General features: G+C 47.4%; 15 protein-coding genes. 1 reads left to right on the top strand and 14 read right to left on the bottom strand.

What is annotated here, in order from left to right; all coding sequences use genetic code 11:
- Positions 1-2: 2 nt before the first annotated feature.
- The 12 genes from MYS68_RS37600 to MYS68_RS37545 all read right to left on the bottom strand — a co-directional run bounded on the left by MYS68_RS37600 (position 3) and on the right by MYS68_RS37545 (position 15,869).
- Entirely contained in the window at positions 3-1,118 is a 1,116-nt protein-coding gene (locus MYS68_RS37600) for a Gfo/Idh/MocA family protein (RefSeq protein WP_248930632.1), read from the bottom strand.
- A complete protein-coding gene (locus tag MYS68_RS37595) occupies positions 1,115-2,209 on the bottom strand; it encodes a Gfo/Idh/MocA family protein (RefSeq protein WP_248930631.1) in 1,095 nt (364 codons plus the stop codon). Before MYS68_RS37595 ends, MYS68_RS37600 begins: the two co-directional genes overlap by 4 nt.
- Positions 2,210-2,240: 31 nt before the next feature.
- The gene (locus MYS68_RS37590) at positions 2,241-3,131 is read right to left on the bottom strand and encodes a carbohydrate ABC transporter permease (protein ID WP_248930630.1); all 891 of its coding nucleotides are present in this window, start codon (positions 3,129-3,131) and stop codon (positions 2,241-2,243) included.
- An 11-nt stretch (positions 3,132-3,142) separates the two neighbouring features.
- Entirely contained in the window at positions 3,143-4,075 is a 933-nt protein-coding gene (locus MYS68_RS37585) for an ABC transporter permease (RefSeq protein WP_420852193.1), read from the bottom strand.
- 197 nt (positions 4,076-4,272) lie between these two features.
- Positions 4,273-5,781 carry an ABC transporter substrate-binding protein gene (locus tag MYS68_RS37580; protein WP_248930628.1) on the bottom strand — a complete coding sequence of 503 codons (1,509 nt, stop codon included), beginning with the start codon at positions 5,779-5,781 and terminating at the stop codon, positions 4,273-4,275.
- Positions 5,782-5,931: 150 nt separating this feature from the next.
- Positions 5,932-7,533 carry a response regulator gene (locus MYS68_RS37575; protein WP_248930627.1) on the bottom strand — a complete coding sequence of 534 codons (1,602 nt, stop codon included), beginning with the start codon at positions 7,531-7,533 and terminating at the stop codon, positions 5,932-5,934.
- 22 nt (positions 7,534-7,555) lie between these two features.
- A complete protein-coding gene (locus tag MYS68_RS37570; RefSeq protein WP_248930626.1) occupies positions 7,556-9,295 on the bottom strand; it encodes a sensor histidine kinase in 1,740 nt (579 codons plus the stop codon).
- 410 nt (positions 9,296-9,705) lie between these two features.
- Positions 9,706-10,575: an aminoglycoside 6-adenylyltransferase gene (locus MYS68_RS37565; RefSeq protein WP_248930625.1), complete on the bottom strand. Its 870-nt coding sequence runs from the start codon at positions 10,573-10,575 to the stop codon at positions 9,706-9,708.
- Between the two features lie 221 nt (positions 10,576-10,796).
- A complete protein-coding gene (locus tag MYS68_RS37560) occupies positions 10,797-11,714 on the bottom strand; it encodes a DMT family transporter (RefSeq protein ID WP_248930624.1) in 918 nt (305 codons plus the stop codon).
- A 52-nt stretch (positions 11,715-11,766) separates the two neighbouring features.
- Complete coding sequence (locus tag MYS68_RS37555) at positions 11,767-13,167, bottom strand: M20 family metallopeptidase (RefSeq protein ID WP_248930623.1); 1,401 nt, start codon at positions 13,165-13,167, stop codon at positions 11,767-11,769.
- A 5-nt stretch (positions 13,168-13,172) separates the two neighbouring features.
- A complete protein-coding gene (gene aspA, locus MYS68_RS37550; RefSeq protein WP_248930622.1) occupies positions 13,173-14,597 on the bottom strand; it encodes an aspartate ammonia-lyase in 1,425 nt (474 codons plus the stop codon).
- Between the two features lie 33 nt (positions 14,598-14,630).
- A complete protein-coding gene (locus tag MYS68_RS37545) occupies positions 14,631-15,869 on the bottom strand; it encodes an MFS transporter (RefSeq protein ID WP_248930621.1) in 1,239 nt (412 codons plus the stop codon).
- A gap of 495 nt (positions 15,870-16,364) precedes the next feature.
- Between MYS68_RS37545 and MYS68_RS37540 the strand changes: the two genes are divergently transcribed.
- Complete coding sequence (locus tag MYS68_RS37540; RefSeq protein ID WP_248930620.1) at positions 16,365-18,248, top strand: helix-turn-helix domain-containing protein; 1,884 nt, start codon at positions 16,365-16,367, stop codon at positions 18,246-18,248.
- A gap of 53 nt (positions 18,249-18,301) precedes the next feature.
- Here MYS68_RS37540 and paiA read toward each other — a convergent pair whose 3' ends face one another.
- Positions 18,302-18,835: a spermidine/spermine N(1)-acetyltransferase gene (gene paiA / locus MYS68_RS37535; protein WP_248930619.1), complete on the bottom strand. Its 534-nt coding sequence runs from the start codon at positions 18,833-18,835 to the stop codon at positions 18,302-18,304.
- A 22-nt stretch (positions 18,836-18,857) separates the two neighbouring features.
- The gene (locus tag MYS68_RS37530) at positions 18,858-19,310 is read right to left on the bottom strand and encodes a MarR family winged helix-turn-helix transcriptional regulator (protein ID WP_248930618.1); all 453 of its coding nucleotides are present in this window, start codon (positions 19,308-19,310) and stop codon (positions 18,858-18,860) included.
- Positions 19,311-19,372: the final 62 nt, after the last annotated feature.

Genomic DNA, 19,372 nt, shown 5'->3' with positions numbered 1-19,372 from the left:
CCTTAGATTGTATACCCGTTCGCCATTCCGTTTTTGAGCAAATTCATGTTCAAAGGCGCCGGTTTCGAGCAGGTGCTCTTTATCTCGTAATGCTTTCCTTCGTTTGCGGCGAAATGGAAACCATGCATGATTTCCAGTACATGATAGGCCAGCTCTCCATTTGCACGATGCCCGCCCCCATGAAGAATTGCGTTTGCCATGTCCATAACGCCGAGGCCCCGGCTGTTCGTCGTAAAGCCGTGGGTTAACGGCACCTCGATGAATTCGGTATAATCCTGTCTCTTGATATAGATCGGACCGCCAAAGTGGTTCGGATCAGGGACAATAAGCGATCCCGTCGTACCATGAATTTCAATGTGCGGAACGCGCGTCCCCCAAACATCGAAGCTGGTGACGATCGTCCCTACGGCTCCATTTTCAAATTCCAATATACCGGCGATATGAGTCGGGGTTTCCACCGGAAACCTCCTGCCGTAATTCGTTTCATTGCGCACCATACGTTCTTTAAACGTCGTTCGGGCTGCGCCGGTAACGCGGCATACAGGTCCAATCAGGTTGATTAAAGCGGTAAGATAATAAGGGCCCATGTCAAACATCGGACCGGCTCCTTTTTGATACAGAAAATCCGGATTCGGATGAAATTTCTCCGGGCCGTGGTACATCATAAACGCGGTTGCCGCGATGGGCTCACCAATCCAGCCGTCATCGATCAGTTTGCGGCAGGTTTGGATGCCGCCGCCCAAGAACGTATCGGGAGCGGCGCCGACGAGCAGATTTTTTTCCTTCGCTAGCGAGAGGATGCGGCGTCCGTCTTCGAGCTCGACGGCCAGCGGTTTTTCCCCATAGGTATGTTTTCCCGCCTCCAGAGCACGCAAATGAATGTCGGCATGCGAAGCCGGAATCGTCAAGTTAATAATGAGCTGAATGTCCGGATCGGCCAGAAGCTGTTCCACCGTACAGGCTTTTGGAATTTGAAACTGCTCCGCGCACGCCTGTGCCCTCTCCAGATTCAAGTCGGCACAAGCGGCGATTTCGAAATTGGCAAAGGTTTGCCCGGCTTGAAAATAAATCGAGCTAATATTTCCGCAGCCGATAACGCCTACTTTCACTTTACTCATAACTCCACCGCTTTCCCGGTCTCGGCCGATAAATAAACGGCCTCCAAGATTTGGGTGACCACATAGGCCTGTTCTGCAGTGACGAGCGGCTCCGTATCCTGGAGAATGGATTCCAGCCATTGCTTCGCCTCCAATACTCCGGGATTGTCATCCGCGCCGCTGAAATAAGCGACACTCGAGAGCGAATTCGGCTTCATCTCCATCAATTTGCCGTACTTGGCCGTATTGAAGACGAGCTCCGTTTTCCGGTCCGGTCCCAACTTCATTTCGGCCCCGCCTGTGACGCCGAACAATGAAGTTTTGGCTTCTTTCGCATCCGTCGTGTTCAGAGCCCAGGAGCATTCCAGGAAAATGGTGGCACCGTCCTCCATTTTGATAAAGGCGAACGCGGAATCCTCGACATCGAAGGTTGCCGGGTCCCAAGGCCCGAATAAATTGCCTTCCATGTTGTCTTTCAGCTTATAATAGACGGAACCTGTGACCGATTTCGGCTTATAATTGTCCATACACCAAAGCGTCAAATCCAAAGCATGGGTGCCGATATCGATGAGTGCTCCGCCGCCCTGCAGCTTTTTATCCGTAAAAACGCCCCAGGTGGGCACTGCCTTTCTGCGAACGGCATGGGCTTTGGCCATATAGATTTCACCCATATCGCCGGAGATGCAGGCACGCTTCAGCACCTGCGACTCTTCCTTAAACCGGTTTTGATAACCGATCGTCAGTCTTTTGCCGCTCTTCTTCGCTGCATCCAGCATTCTTTTCGCTTCCATCGAGTTAATCGCCATCGGCTTTTCGCACATGACATGCTTGCCTGCTTCCAATGCATCTACTGTAATTTGGGAATGATACAGATTGGGGGTCAGAACATGAACCACATCGATAGAGCCGTCCTTCAAGAGCTCCTTATAATCCTCGAAGACCTTGGCATCCGCATCGCCGAAATCAGCTGCCGCTTTGCTTGCTCTTTCCGCCACCACATCGCAAAAAGCGACCATCCTGCCCAAATGACCCAGCTTCGCGAGCGAAGGCATATGTTTTTGATTGGCAATGGCTCCGCAGCCGATAATTCCGATATTCAGCTTTTTGTTCATGTAGATCAACTTCCTTCTTAGTGTATTTGGATCAGCCTTTGACAGCGCCGATGGTCATGCCTTTGATGAAGTATTTCTGAAAGAACGGATACGTGATCAGGATCGGGACAACCGCTATGACCGCGATCGCCATGCGGAACGTCTCGCTCGGAAGCTGAGCGATCGCCGTACCCGCTTGCGCGCTTGCTTCGCTGTTGCTGGCTAAAAATTGGATATCGCTCATAATCCGATTGAGCACGTTCTGCAGACTGAACAATTTGGGGTCGGTGACATAAATTAAACCGTTGTTCCAATCGTTCCAGTACGCAAGCCCTTGAAACAAACCGACAGTGGCCAAAATCGGAAGCGACAGCGGCATGACAATTTTGTAATACATCTTAAACTCGCTCGCGCCGTCCATACTTGCCGCTTCAAGTACCGGAACGGGGACGGTGGTCATGAAGAAGGTACGCATAAGGAGCACGTTAAATCCGTTCATTAACAGTCCCGGAACGATCAGCGCCCAAATCGTATTTTTGATATGGAACACCTGGGTGTAAATCAAGTAAGTCGGAACGAGTCCGCCATTAAACAACAAGGTGAAAAACAGCAGGAAGGCGAAGAACATACCGCCTGGCAAGTCGCGTCGCGATAACGGATACGCCAGCATCGACGTGATCAGGAGGCTTGCCGTCGTTCCCACTAACGTAACGAGAACCGTAATCCCGTAAGCGTTGAAAATAAGCGACGATTGCTGCCACAAATATTCGTAAGCGGCAAAGCTGAACTGCTTCGGAAAGAAGGAATACCCATTTTGGAAGATGGTCTTTTCTTCGGTGATCGAAGACATCGCCAAAAGGATAAACGGAAGCAAGCAGGTAACAGAAAACAACCCCATAACGATATGCGCAGCCCACTGCCAAACCTGATTTTCCTTATTCATGATGTTCACCCCTAGAACAACGCGTTTTCTTTATTGACTTTTCGGATCACATAGTTGGACACGATAACAAGCACGAAGCCCACGAGCGATTGATAGAAGCCTGCCGCGGATGACATTCCGATATCGCCTAGCTGCAAAAGTCCGCGGAACACATACGTATCGACGACGTTCGTGGTGCTGAAGAGAGCACCCGCGTTCATCGGAACTTGGTAGAAAAGGCCGAAGTCGGAGTAGAAGATTCGTCCGATCGCCAAAAGTGTCAATATGATAATGACTGGGGTGATCAAAGGTATCGTGATCATGCGAATTTGCTGCCATTTGGAAGCTCCGTCCAGCGTCGCCGCCTCATAATACTCCGGATCGATGCCGACGATGGCCGCCAAGTAAACGATACATGCGTACCCGGCTCCCTTCCAGGTATGGACTACCGTAAGAATGAACGGCCAATATTTCGGCTCGTTGTACCAAGAGATGGGCTCGATGCCCAAGGCAGGCAAAATCGTTTTGTTCAAAAATCCGCTCTCGATGCTAAGCAGGGAATACACAAGATAGCTGACCAATACCATGGAAATCAAAAAAGGCAATATGATGATGCTTTGATACAGACGGGAGGCTAATCTGCTCTTAATTTCGTTAAGAAGAATCGCAAAACTTATTGCAACGACGAGACCGATCACGATGAAAGCCGCGTTGTACAGAAGCGTATTGCGGGTAATGACATAAGCTTCCGTCGATTGGAACAAAAACTTGAAGTTTTGAAGACCGACCCAATCGCTCGCCCAAATCCCTTTGACGAAATTAATGTCCTTAAAGGCGATGAACAAACCGAACATAGGCAAATAATTATTAATGATCATGTAGACAATTCCCGGGAGCATCATCAGATAGAGCGGACTGTACTTCCAAATTCTCTTCCTGATTAAACTGAGTGCGTGTCCTGGCATTCCGTACGTTCCCCTTCCCTTAAGGATGAATGTTTTCTTGCTGTAAACTCATCATAGTTTAAAACCCGCCACACTCACTACCGTTCCGACGACTTCCGGTTAGCACTTTGCCGACTATCCTTTCGCACCGGTCTACAAATAAAAATGCCCCGATCCTAGATAAATGGACCGGGGCAAAAGAACCTGCATCGAAACGTTTATTTTTTGTTTTTGGCCCATTCGTCGAGCTGTTTTTGTTTCTCCGCGATGACTTTATCGACTCCGGCGGATTTCAGTTTGGAAATAAATTGCGGTAGAATCGTATCCGGATCGACACTGCCGGTTTCAAGCGGCAGCTTGTACTCCGCGACGACGTTGCTCACCGCGGCAAACTCCGATTTCACCCGCTCGGCATCGAACTGAAAGCCGAGCGCTTTGGATTTCAGCGCAGACTTGTTGAATTGTTCCGTTTTCTCCCAAATTTTCGGGTCATCACCCTTAAATACATAGGAAAGAAATTGATTTCCAAACATGAATCCCTGATTCACGTTATAGCCTGATGATTGAGCGTCAACACCTTGAGGGTAGTCAATGACATTATCCGATTTGACGTAGTGTTTTCCTTCGATACCCCAATCGATCAGGTTGACGATATCTTTGTCGGAATACATCAGGTTCAGGAATTCCATCGCTTTTTCCGGTGTCTTGGAGTTGGCCGGAATCCCCCACATTTGGCTCGTGACGTTTTTGGTTGCCGTTGTCGGCTGAATAAAGGTGGCGGAAACCATCTCCATACCGCTGCCCCTCGTTTCCTGCTGCTCAAATCCGGGTTTCAACTGGGCAAAGTAGGCAAAGCCGCGATTCGACTTGATCAAATCGTACTGGGATGTTTTGTTCGTGGCCGCATCTTTCAGAATCAGGCCTGAAGTATACCAGCCTCTTAATTTTTTTAGAAGCTCCTTATATTCCTGCGTCTCGTATAAATCCACTACCTTCAAATTATTATCGAAGTTCGGCAGCACGCCGATCGTATCGCCCAGCTGATCATACGTGCGATAGAAATCGAGAAATGACGAGCCTACAGTCGAAGGCACCAGCGGCGCCATATTCGGCTCTTTATCCTTGATCGTTTTGAGCACCGGTTCCAAATCGTCCAATGTACGTATTTTATTGACATCGATCTGGTACTTATCGACGAGATCTTTCCGCATCACAATTCCATAACTGCCGGCAAAGTCGCGTATCGTCGGGACCGCATAGATGGATCCTCCAATTTTGGAAGCATCCAGATATGCCGGGTCCATCGCTTTTTTAATCCCTTGACCCTGCTGCTCGATCAGTTTGTCGAGCGCAACGATTTGCCCTTTCGCTACATATCCGCTGTATCTGCTACCGTATACGAGCATTAAATCCAATTTTTCATTGCTGCTCAGCATCAAGTTAACCTGTTGATGCCAGTTCCCGAAGCTGATCGGCGTCAATTTCACGGTCGCATTGATTTTCTGCTGCGCGATTTTATTAATGGCCTCCTGTACCAAGGGCAAATCTTTAGGTACCGGGCCGAAAATCGGATAAGCTACGGTCAGCTCCGTCGGTTTTTCGGCCGGTTTTGCAGAAGTTTTATCCCCCGCCGCCGGTGCCCCGCTCCCGTTACTGCCGCCGCAAGCGGATAACAACAGCATGGATCCGATAACAAGCGCGCTTGCCGACGTGAATCTCTTTTTCATGGCAATCCCCCACTTCATTTTGGTGGCCCCCGCATGAAACCGCATTCTACTCAACGGGAATCATCGGCGGAACTACATTCAGTTTACTTACACTGCGGTATAACCACTGCTCCGCTCACGACTTTTCAATATGCATTTGCCGACTACCTTTCACTTGCGATCTTGCTGATGCAGTTGGCGGTATTCATTGGGATTCAAATCGGTATGCTTCTTGAACATCCGGGAAAAATGCGAGAAATTGGCGTACCCGATATGCGAAGCGACGGCGCCGATCGGCATATCGGTCTTCGCGAGCAGCTCCTGCGCAAGCTTGAGACGCTCTTGAAACAGATAGTCCGAGACGGCCATCCCGGTTTCCTTCTTGAATATGCGGGTCAAATAGTCCGGATTCAAAAATACATGATTGGCAATGTCTTCCCGGGTCAAATCTTCCGCTATATGTTTTTTCATGTAGCTGATAGCCCTTTCGACAACACTACCGGACTGTTCAACCGTTCTTATATACTCCATCGCTTTGTTTACCGCGTGTTTCATCCAGGCGATCAGATCGGTGACGGAACGGATCGCGTTTGCGGCATAACCCAGCGAGACGTTATCGCTAAACAATTGATGTGCTCGTATTCCTTTCATCTGAAGAACATAATAAATCATTTGCTGATAATCCTGATAAAATTGGCGCAGCAGCCTCGCATCCAATATATTGAGCTGCATCAGCCGCTCCAAATAACCGGACGATTCCTCCAAAACTTTGTTGTCCCTTCCCTCCTGAAGCATGACAGCCCATAATCCCATGTCGGGAAGCTGTTCCGTGGAAGGTTGTAATGGAAAATCCGAAATCTGGAAAACCTTATTATTGTAAGCCACATTATTTCTCTCCGACTCATGCAGACGGGTTACCACCGCAAACATTTCGTGTCCATGTACGTTTTCTCCGATATAACAGGATAGGTCGCAATAAAAATATTGTCTGCACGCGTCAATATAACGTTCGCACGTTTGCTTTAGCGACGATTCAAAGTTGGCTAAGCTGTTGGAAGGTATGATGGCAAGCAATCTGCCGTTGTCCAGCGTGATCACTTGACCGTTTCGGCTGTTCCCCAGCAAAATTTCCTCAGCGGAATTTTTCAGCGCGAATTCCAATGTCCTCTCATCTTGCAAAGTCACAGGTTTATGCCATCTTTGAATACTGATAAGCACCGGCACAAATGTCATTTGTTCGGCAAAAGGGATGTTGCGGTCGGCAGCGGCACGACGAACCTCCTCCGCTCTGGGAGGTATCGCTTGTTGGATGATATCCAGCCAAAACCGCTCGATCAGCACCGGTTGATGCTGAAACCAAAAGCGGCCGTATTGGCTGTATTGAGCCAGTTCCGTATCCTTGTTGATTTTTTCGATTGCTTTAAGAATCACTTTCTCCAGCTCGCCGAACGGGATCGGCTTCAGAATGTAATCCAGGCTTCCGAGCTGCAGCGCTTGCTTGGCAAATTTGAAATCGGCATGACACGTCAAAAAAATCGTTTCCGTCTGCGGATACCGCTCCCTTACCCATTCCGCCAGCTCCAGCCCTGTAGCCTGCGGCATTTCGATATCGCACAGCATGATATCGACTCGCTGATGTTCAAATATCGCTTTCGCCTGATTGACTGTAATAGCCGTGCATACAGAGGTGATACCCAGCTTCTGCCAATCGATTCCCGATCGGATTCCTTCAACGGCATGAATTTCGTCATCCACAATCAATATTTGAAGCATCGGTATCCTTCCCCTCTCCTACCTATCGCTCCGGTTGATACGGAAGCTTGATTTCGACAACTGCGCCGCGTGGGTAACCGTTATAGCAGGAAATAGCCGCTTTCCCGTCATAAAGGAGCTGCAACCTCCGGCGAACATTCCAGATTCCGATATGCTCATCTTGCTGATCAATCACGCGATTCCCGGATTGGATCTCCGTCAATACTTCCTCGGAAAAGCCTTTGCCCGTATCGCGGATCACGATTTCGATGCATGGCTCAAGGCCCTTTTCGTTCAAATCGATATCAACGGAAATGCGTACAGGCTCCTCCAGCGTAACAGCGTGCTTGATCGAATTTTCCAGGAACGTTTGGATCAGCAGCGGCGGTATCGGGACATTTTCCAGGAAGTCCGGTGCGTCGATGTTACAGGTCAAGCTGCCCGGGAACCGGAGCTCCTGAATTCGGACATAGTTGCGAACATGCTGCAGCTCATCATGCAAAGAGACGAACGTCAAATTGCTGCGAAACATGAAACGAAAATATCGGACCAGACACAAGGTCATCTCTTGAATCAATTCATAGTTTTTCACTTGCGCCAAATTAAACAAGATATTCAAAGAATTCATAAAGAAATGAGGATTGATCTGCAGCTGCAAATGCTGAAGCTCCGCCTTTTGCTTGCTCAGCTGCTCTTCGTAAACGTTGATCTTGAGCTGTTCGATTTGCGCCATCATTTTATTAAAGGTTTGATTGACCAATTGAAATTCATCGGAGGCCGGGTAAGATTCGATCCGGACATTGACATTCCCGTCATTGATTCTTCTCATGACAGCAATCAAACGTTGAAGCGGAACGAGCACAATTTTATGAAGAAATAAAAAACTGATAGGCAGCAGTCCGATAGAAGCGAACGATATCGTCTCAATGACCCGGGATATCATCGGCAGGTTTTGCAAAATTTGCCGGTCCGGAATGACGGCGGCCAGACTGAAATTACCTTCCTGAGAAGGTTCCCCGACAATGAGCAAATTATTCTTGCTTCCTGACATGTAATATTGCCCGAATCCCTTCGTGAAATCGACCGTTTCATCCGGCAGCGGCTTGGTGCTGACCATAGGTATTCCCTGATCGGTTACGAACAGCGAGCTCCCCTCACTGCCGAGATCGATCAAGTTGAGCGGTACGAGCAGCGTCTTCGCGTTTACCCACGCCCCGACATATAAAGTCCCTGATTTGACGATGCGCAGCATGTAGTAGTCTTGTCCAATTGACTGCACAAACCAGCTGTTATTGCCTGCATCCGCATGATCGGGATTTCCGCTTAAATAACGCTGTATATACTGCTCCACTTGATCGCGTTCCGCAAATGTGACGGCGGATTTGAAAACGTCCAATAAATCCCGCCTGGACTCAGAGTATACAAAAAAAGCATCGACTGATTTATAAAGAACAATATCTCTCCCTAACGTATTCGAAACGCGATGTTTGGCGAGCACATACTCGTCATCCGATTTAGGGTTGTCCATGGAGGCGATATCGAAATTGGAATTGACCAAACTGAGCAAATTACGGTCCGCATCCTGAAGCTGGGTATCGATCTGCCCCATGTACAAAGACACCATATTTTTGCTGGACAGCGCCACTTGGTTGTGAACGACGCCTATGCTGTAATAATTGCTGTAAATCAGCAGCGTGATTAACGGAACGGTAACGGCCAATAAACCGACCACCAGCTTGAAACGGATGGAATTCCATGAAATTCGCGGGATTGTTCCCCCCATCGTCTGTCCCCCTTGGATAAAAGAAAAGAACTGCCGTGAGCGTACTTGGGCAGTCCCTATTATTCTTAACATGATGATAACATAAACCACATCAAATTTTGTAGTATGTTATCATTGTTTACACGTCATTTGATTGTGCATTTTACGACTTTCGTTTGTGCGTTTTACGACTTTTTATTGAAACGATGCGTTGTAACGAGTAGTTTTACTGGCGAGCACGATGCTTACATCCGACTCAACCGTAATGGAGCTGCAGGTTAACATTATTGTCTATTTTTCAAAAATTCAGAAAAGCTTTCGGAAGCACACATCCCGTTCGTTGCGGGGTTTAAGGAATTGCACTTCCATACAAAAACCAGCCAAACAAATATATGCTTGACTGGTTTTGGCTTATTTCACGATATAAATGATTACATTGAGTTTGCTCCCGACTCCAATTGCTGCACCTGGATCAAGTATGCCGTGACCTTTCTGTCATCATCGAGCGGATACTCGAAATTCAATAGTTCCGCAACCTCTTTCGCCGTGCTGCGAAATAAATCCATTGCGACAAACAAGGCATTCCACACACCTTCATATGTCCCCTCCGGATAGGTCGACAGCAATGCCAGCCAGGTTTGCTTTGGCAGGTGCTTTTCTAAATATTTTCCATTTTTCCCGGTGCTCAGCGAGAAATTAGTGTCAATGCCAACCTTCCACTCGAGCATTTTGATCAGCATCGGTCTTACAACCATATTCAAGTGGTCCATCGCGTAAGTAATTTCTTGTCTCCACAAGCCTTTGGCCACATAGGTTGAAACCCACCAAAACTCGTTGCAGCAATCCGCAAAAAAAGCGGATGACGGACGTTTCACCCAATAATCTTGATCGGTTGGCGCCGGGAGATTCGGCAGAATTTGATCTTTATCCATCAGCACAATAGAAAGTTTGTCGCCGCCATTCCAGTTCTCTTTTTTCGCGATCGGACAAAGGGTAAGATCTATACGGTTGCCATCGGAAAACAACATCAGATAAGAGAATCTGCCATCCGACTCGGGCGGGAACAAATCCATGTCTTCCGGCGTTTGCATGATGATCCGGCTTCCGAAGCAGTCCACCCAATTTTTGTCCGCGATAAAAGAATTCATATCCGTGACGATAAACACAATATCATAATCCTGAAACATATCTTTCGGAACGTTCGGATTCGTTCGGGATCCGTTCATTCCAACTGCCCGGACCCGCTCGTCATTTCTTGCATAGTCCAAGATCAAATCCATCATTTCTTGTTCGCTTCTCATCTTGGTTCCAACCTCCAATATTTTTATTTCCTGATACTAATAAAGGAAGGTGGTCCGCGATTTCGAATACAACAAAACTCTCTTCTGAATAATCGTTATAATTTATCCAACAAGGTCTTCATCAATTGTTAACCTCCTTCCCTCTAACTAATATGTTGTATTTTACCATAATAAAGCTAATGATTCAGCCTTCAGACGACCAAGTTGTTATAAGCCATATGTTACCCCCCTTTTGTCTTGAAAGGCCGTGTGGTAGTTGATCCAGGTTTGCGAGGTTTGCGGTTGACCATAATAATACTAACCACGATAAAAAATAACCCCAGCAGTAAATAGAAAGTAAACGATTCATTCAAAAACAAAATGCCGGTCAAAACGGAGACAAGCGGCACAAGGAATGTATAAGACGTCACGACGCTGGCTTCTCCGGAATTCACAAGCGTAAAATACAGAAACCATGAACCGGATACCCCCAGAACACTGCTGAACAACATCCCCTCCAGATAGGCTGCATTCCAGTCAATAGCGCTCCATTGCTCCCATAAGGAGCCTGCGGCGGTTAAAACGGTCCCGCCAATCATGCACTGCAATGCGGCAAGCCACATGAAATTAACATGAGAGCTGACTTTTTTGGCGAACACGGTTCCGAGCGCCCAACTGACGGACGTACATAACCCAATGACAATTCCAATACCGGAAACCGGACCGGACGCCCCTTTCACGCTAACAACGGCTACGCCGAAAAATCCGAAGAGGAGGCCGATCACTTTATACGATGACATGCGTTCGCCAAGCCAAATCCAAGCGAATAGGGAGATAAGAACAGGCTGCAAATAGACGAGCACGGAAAATAACCCTGAGGGCATAAATTTCAACCCCAAGGTCTGCAGCCCGAAAAATAATACCACGTTAAGCAGCGCGGAAATCGTATAGATTTTCCAGTTCCGTTTCCATTGCAGTTGCTGCCGTTTCCCCAGCATGAATAATACGAGCAGAAGACCGCCCGCCAATGTACGCATCCCTGCAAACAGCATTGGCGGAGTATGGCTCAAGGTCATTTTATTAATTGGAAATGATAAACCCCACAATAAAACGAGCGCGATAACGAGCATCGTTTTTTGGAAGGTTGAAAGCTTCACCATGTAAGTATCTCCTCTTGGTTGTAACAACCGCTGGAAATCCGGTACCGGATTTCTACGTTCGCCGGATAGGGGCCGGCATCGCTTCCGGAGGAATCATGGACTGATACGCTTCCCCGCCTAGCCGTTCCTTATGTTCCGCTTTCGCTTGCTCTATGATCGAAGGATTCAACATGGCCTCTATCGCCGAGGACGCCAAAACTTTACCGGCAAGCAGCATCCCTTTGTGGGCAATGGACGATTTCCCCTGCGTAACCATTTGCCAGCTATGCGGAGGGGTGCCGTAAGCGCAAGTCGTCACATAAACCTGTCCTGTCGGAACGATCCAACTTACATCGCCGACATCCGTCGATCCGGCAAGGAAGCCCGGCTCCGGAGAGTACGGATTTACCTGCTCGGACAGTACTTTTCCGTTACTTTTATGAACGGCTTTCATTTCCGCTTCCGAGAAGCTGGCCTGAATCTCTTTGGCAAAGTTTAATTCCTCTTCCGTGTAAGATTCGCCGCCGATTTGCACAAACTGCTTGTGCATCATCGCCCCTAACGTAATATTCGGAATCAAGTCCGCCGAAGCCGCATCGAATTGCGTCTCCAGTTTTGTCCCTGTCATCAAGGCGGCTCCTCGGGCAACATCGTAGACTCTATCCAAAATCTCCCGCACCTGATCCATCCTGGGAGCGCGAATCTTATACAATACTTCCGCCTCCGCCTGAACGACGTTCGGTGCGAATCCGCCCGCATTCGTAATGGCATAATGGAGTCTTGCATCCTGAATGATATGCTCCCGCAAGAAGTTGGCCCCCACGTTCATCAGCTCTACGGCGTCCAGCGCGCTGCGGCCCAATTCGGGACTTGCCGCGGCATGAGCACTGATCCCGATAAATTTGAAATAAACCTGGCAAGTGGCCAGCATTCTCGCGTTGTAGGCCAGATTCTCATCCCAAGGATGCCATGTGAACGCAACGTCAACATCGTCGAATAGACCGGCCCGGGCCATGTATGCCTTCCCGCCGCCGCCTTCTTCCGCCGGACAACCGTAATAGCGCACCGTTCCTTCAAGCCCATGATGCTCCATATAATGGCGAATCGCAATCGCCGCGGCAAGCGCCCCCGTCCCCAGCAGATTATGGCCGCATCCGTGTCCGTTGCCTCCTTCCAGAATGGGCTTTTTGAACGTTAGGTTGCTCTGCTGGCTCAAACCGGACAAGGCATCAAACTCTCCCAATATCGCAACGACCGGCTTTCCGCTCCCATAACTCCCTACAAGAGCCGTTTCAACCCCTCCGGCGCGACGATCGACACGAAATCCCTCTCCCTCAAGCGTCTTGGCGATAAGCTCGGCGGATTGAAATTCTTCGTAACGGGTTTCGCAAAATCCCCAGATGGTGTCGCTCACCTCAATCAGCTTCTGTCTCTTCCGTTCGATCATATCTGCAATGAATGTTTGATGATTCATAAGGTTCACTTCGCTTCCAATAAAGTTTTCCCCGCTATGCCGGGTTCGGTCATTTGGTAAGGATCCAGAATGAGTTCAAGCTCATCTTCGGTCAGCACATTATGCAGCAAGACGAGCTCGCGGACAGACTTCCCGGTCAATATGGCTTCGCGTGCGATTCGTGCCGACGCTTCATAACCAAGATGAGGATTTAAGGCTGTCATAATGCCTACGCTTTTATCTACATACTCCTTACATCGCTGCTCGTTGGCTTCAATGCCTTCCAAGCAATGCGTACGGAAAACGCGAAACACCTGATTCATCATACTTAACGATTGAAGAAGATTGAACATGAGCACCGGCTCCATTACATTCAGTTCCAACTGCCCCGCCTCCGAAGCCAGGCAAATCGTATGATCGTTGCCGATCACTTGAAATGCAACCTGATTGACGACTTCGCACATTACCGGGTTTACTTTGCCGGGCATAATGGAGGAACCGGGCTGGCGGGCCGGAAGGCTGATTTCGCCCAAGCCTGCCCGCGGCCCGGACGCCATCAACCGCAAATCGCCGGCCACCTTGGACATGTTGATCATGCAAACCTTAAGGGCGGCGGATACTTCCGTATAGACGTCCGTATTTTGCGTTGCGTCCGGAAGATGCCCGGCATTTTTAAGCGGAAAACCGCTTATGTCGGCCAAAACCTCGACAGCTCTTCGAATGTACCGGGGGTCCGCATTCAGCCCGGTGCCTACCGCCGTAGCTCCCAAATTGACCTCATGCAAATGCTCCCGGGTGCGCTGAATTCGAACGATGTCTCTCTCCAGCACCCGGCTGTAAGCTTCGAATTCCTGGCCAAGCCGGATCGGAACGGCATCCTGCAGGTGGGTTCGGCCCATTTTGATTACGTGATCAAATTGCTTGGCCTTTCGCCGGAAGGCTTCGTGCAACTCCTTCATCGTCGCGAGAAGCTTCTCGAGCAAGGACAAAACGGCAATATGGAGCGCCGTCGGGAAGGTATCGTTGGTCGATTGGGACATGTTCACATGCGTATTCGGACTAATCGCGCCATAATCTCCCTTCGTACCACCGATCAGCTCGATCGCGCGATTGGCGATAACCTCGTTCGCATTCATATTAATGGAAGTGCCGGCGCCGCCCTGAATGGGATCTACAATAAATTGATCGTGCCATTTGCCGGATATAATTTCTTCGGCCGCCTGCACAACGGCTTGGCCAATCCGCGGAGTCAGCTGCTTAATCTCCATATTGGCCGTGGCGGCCGCTTTTTTGACCATAGCCATTGCAATGATCAATTCTTTATGAATCGTATACCCTGTAATCGGGAAATTTTCCACAGCCCTTACCGTCTGTATCCCATAGTAAGCATCCGCAGGCACCTCCTTCTCACCAAGAAAATCCTTCTCCAGCCTCATCGATTCGCGCAGCATACCCGCACTCTCCTCTACGTTCGCAGCCCTTGGTTAGTCGGCTATTGCCGGGCTATCCGGGCCCATCTCATTGGCGCTTTTCTTCGTGTTAATCGTCAGACCTGCAATCAGCATCACAATGCAGGAAAAGACCAGGAACATGAAAGCTGCATTGTAGTTGTTGCCCGATGAGCTGATCAAATAACCCATGACGGTCGGTGACAAAATAGAGCCCACTTGCGCCCCGGCATTAATAATGCCTGTTGCCGTGCCTACCGATTCCTTCGCCATATGCTTGAGCGGCATAATAAATACGGTAATGCTGATCGGATTCAAAAATACATTCGATAAAGTCAAATACGTAAACGCCAAGGGTATCGAGGTCGCATTAAACATGAGGTAGATAAATATCGCGGATAAAAACGCACCGCCGATAATAATATATTTCTCTTTGCCCAGCATATATTTATCCAATACCCAGCCGCTTACAAGGAACGAAATAAAACCCAGAATAGCCGGAATGGATGAATAAGCGCCCATCGAGACCATGCTCATGCCCTTAACCTTCACCCAATAAGATGGCAGCCAGCTTTGCAGCCCCCAGAAAACGAAATTGGCGAAAAAATACACAACGAGCAATTTCCACACCAGGGGTGTTTTGAGCAGCATGTTGACCGGGACTTTGTTTGCCCTCCGTTCGTTCTCGCCCTCCTGCTTTTGATCGGACGCCCCGAGCACGAACCAGACCAAAATCGCAAGGAGAACACCCAGCACCGCTAGCGAATAAAACATGATCCTCCAGCCAAAAGACGCCGTTAGCGAAGCGATGACGATCGAGCCGATGGCAATCCCCACGGAGCTTCCCGATTGCACGACCGACTTGGCCCGGGCCCGCTGTTCCTTAGGAAACGTATTGGCAATGGTTACGGAGCTCGCCGTCGGAAAAGAGCCTTCTCCGGCACCCACCATAAACCGGGAAGCGATCATACCGAAAAACGAGTTCGCCCACCCGGTTATTCCGGTAAAAATCGACCATGTAAAAATGGCGCCCGTCAATACTTTTTTGGACCCGAATTTATCGGCCAAATACCCTCCCACCAGCTGCATAACGGCGTAGCTGAGGAAAAAGCTGCTTAAGATGAGACCCGCTTTGTCCGGCGTCAAATTAAGCTCCTTCGTTATCGGAATGATGGCAACGTTTATCGAAACTTTGTCAAAATAACCTACGATCCAAGCCAGAAATAAAACCAAAAGAACTGCATAATTTCTTTTGCTTGCCAGGGCTCGCTTCATATTCATCACTCCGCCGCAATTTTTTTAGAGTCTTCAAAAGTCCATTGAAAAAAACGCCCGCTTCATTGTGCTTTCGCTTCCGCAATGATCTTTTTTTTTCAGCCAAACAACCCTTCTTTAACCCCACTCCTTCTCTTTGTTAAATAACATGACATAACGCTGCAAAATCGTCTCCAAAAATTTTTAATGTGCAACGCTTACAAAATAGTTTATACTTTTTTCTAGCAAAAGCTATGTAGTTCATTAACATAATTTCATTGTTATATTGTAGTTTTTTACACAACAAGAGGTGAGTATACGTTGTTAAACCTTACATCACTGCAGACATATATTTCAAAAAAACTTGGCTGTTTCTCCTTTCGCATATGGTTCGGCCAGCACAACGCATTGGAGCCCGTTTTAACCGTAGGGAACGAGGAAAGTCTTCCGCTTTTGCCGTCACTTTCAGATCCCGCTTCGCATTATTCTTTTTTTTGCCGAAACGGCAACTCTTATATGAACATTACCTTGGAAAACCAGTTTCAATTAGTCATTTGCCTTGGAGATGCGGCCGCTGCCTTCACGGAATACGAGCTGGACTATGTATATCTTCTATGTTCCGATCTTTGCCATCAGGAATTGAATAAATCCAGGGACATGGAATTGGAAAAAATGATCGAAGGCATCCGTATGCTGACCTCCACGCTTGATTTGAATGAATTGCTTCAAACCATTATCCGAAGCGCAATAACGGTCATTTCGGCTGGAGACGCCGGGATTTTCCGCTTGTTCGACCGTCAGTCCTCGCTGCTCGTTCCACTTGCTCTGATTGGCTTTGACGATTCTTTTGCCCGATATAAAACAAAAAAAGGAGAAGCTATTTCGGGCAAAGTGTTTGCCGACGGCATTCCGAGAATCTATCAATCCAAGCAAGAGATGCTGCGCGATTACACGAACATCTCGGAAGAAAACATCGATTATGTGAAAAATGAAAAGAAAGCCAACGCGTTGATGAGCGTTCCTGTCTCATTAGGCGAAACCCGGATCGGAACGCTGACCATCCTTCAATTTTCCAAGAAGAGAAATTTCACCAACCGGGATTTGCAGCTGCTGCAGGGCTTCGCTTCGCAAGTCGCCATCGCCATTCATAATGCGAAGCTTTATGAGGAAACGAGCTTGAGGCTGAAACAGGTTACCGAGCTAAGCACGAAACTGGAAGAAAACAACCGGCTTTTGCAAAAAAGGATTCATGTTCATGATACGTTAACCCAGCTTTCCTTGAAAAACAAGGGCATTAAAAACTTGGTCAATGAAATTAACCGTATTCTCGGAATGCCTGTCTCATATGTGGATTGTCTCGATAACGAAATTTATACAGGTCCGCAAAGCAAAAATAAGATCAGCTTTGCCGCGATTTCCGAAATGTTCGAAAATCGGCAGAAAGCGCCAATGTCCGTTTCATGGTTTAACCAGGACTACTTCGTCTATCCCATTACGATCGGAACCGTATTGCTCGGCTGCATTATTGTAACGGCGTCTCACCCGCTGACGCCGATGGACACCATCACCGTAGAGCAAAGCGGTTCGGTGCTTACGCTTGAAATTATTAAAAAGTTCTCGATCACCGAACTGTATTATAAAAAGACAAAAGAGTACTTTCAACAAATACTGGACATGCAGGATCGGGAGCAGATCATCTCGAAAGGACGGCAATTTCATTTCACGTTCTATTCATATACTTTCGTTGTTTTATGTGAAATTCCCGGATTGTTCGAGCCGTACGAAGTGGAAGCAAAGATACAGCGCCTCATAGCCAAGTTCGATAAAGAGCTTGCGAACATCAGCAAGTTGGTTTTTGGAGATCATAACAAAGTGACATTGCTCATTTCGGTAAATGATATCGCGGAAATTGAAAAAGCGATTCACCAAATGAAGGCGGTCATCAAAGAATGGGAGAGCGGCGATAACCATTTATTGCGTGGAGGAATCGGTACGGCCTATAAAGAGCCGGAGGACATTATAAAAAGCAATAGCGAAGCGAACAAAACCGTCGCTTTTGCCACAAACCGAAATAAATTCGGGCTGATGCGATACGAGGAAATCAGCCTCAACCGCTTCTTCCTGAATCAGCCGATTCAGGAAATAGAGAAATATATCGAGGAGATACTGGCACCGCTGCGTTCGGACAAAATTCAAAATAAAGATTTGGAAAAAACGTTGATGGTGTATATTTCTTCTAATAAATCTGCTGTGGAATCGGCCAAGAAGCTTCATATTCATATCAATTCTTTGTATCAGCGATTGAAAAAAATCGAGGAGCTGCTCAATCTGCGGTTTGACGATCCTGAAGATATGCTCAAGATCCAGCTTGCTTGCCATCTGAAAAATACGTTCATATGAATGGGCAGGCTGCCGGGAGATAAACCGCATAGCGCAGGCTATCTCCCAGCTTTTCAGTTATTGGTACGTGATACCAGGGTTTTGGTCAATATAAAATCAATTTGTTCTTCATCGCCCATGTAGAAAGAGTGAGCTCCCGTTTGAACAAAACCCATTTTTTTATAAAAGTCAATTGCGTTCTCGTTCTTTTCCCAAACTCCCAGCCAGATCATCTTTTTATTTTGACTTTTGGCTATTTCCATCGCTTTGTTAATTAGATATTTTCCAAGCCCTTTTCTTTGAAAATGGGATCTGATATAAATTCTCTCAATTTCGAGCGACTCGTCGCCCATTTTTTCGGATTGGGCATCATTCATATTTACCTTTAAATATCCGGCAAGTTCTTCGTTGAAGAGGATGAAAAAGAATTCCGAAGAGCCATTGGCTAATTCCTTTTCCAACTGTTCACTGTTGAATGCTCTCTCCAAATAGGCTTTCATATTTTCAGGTGAATTCTGGTCTTTAAATGTATCGTTGAATGTTTCAATACTTAGTTCCTGGAGTATTTGTAAATCTTCCAGGCTGCACTTTGTTATTTTTATAGTCATTTTAAAGCTCCTTTATATCAAATCAGTAATTTCTCTTGTTGCCCTTTTTTACAAATTCCCAGTCAACTTCTATATTTTTTCTAACTCTTTGCAAAAGTTGAAAAATGGTTTCTGCTTCTTCTTCGGAAAATCCCGCCAATGCGACTTTATTCGAATGATCATTTTCTCTTTTTATGAAAGGAAATACCTGTTTCCCTTTTTCTGTTGGAAAGAGCTTATTTATTTTTTTGTTATGTTCGTCATCTTTCTTTTCAATAAAGCCGTTCATTTCAAGTTTTTTTATTGCGCGGGCTGCGGTTGTTCGGTCTACTTTAATCATTTCAGCTAACTTCTCCTGAATGATTCCCGGGTTTTCACATATTCGGACAAGGTACAAATACTGACCTTTGGTAAGGTCATATTCTTTAAATTCTATATTGCTTATAGAATCCAAGGCCCGGGCAATCATTCCAATTTCGCGCAGGATTTCTTTCATCTATGCACCTTCATTTCTTTCATTTTCTGATCACTCCTCATCATACATATTATAATAATTAT

Source organism: Paenibacillus hamazuiensis (assembly GCF_023276405.1).
Taxonomy (GTDB): domain Bacteria; phylum Bacillota; class Bacilli; order Paenibacillales; family NBRC-103111; genus Paenibacillus_AF; species Paenibacillus_AF hamazuiensis.
Note: the sequence above shows the minus strand (reverse complement) of the source record. Positions and strands in the feature narration are given on the sequence as shown.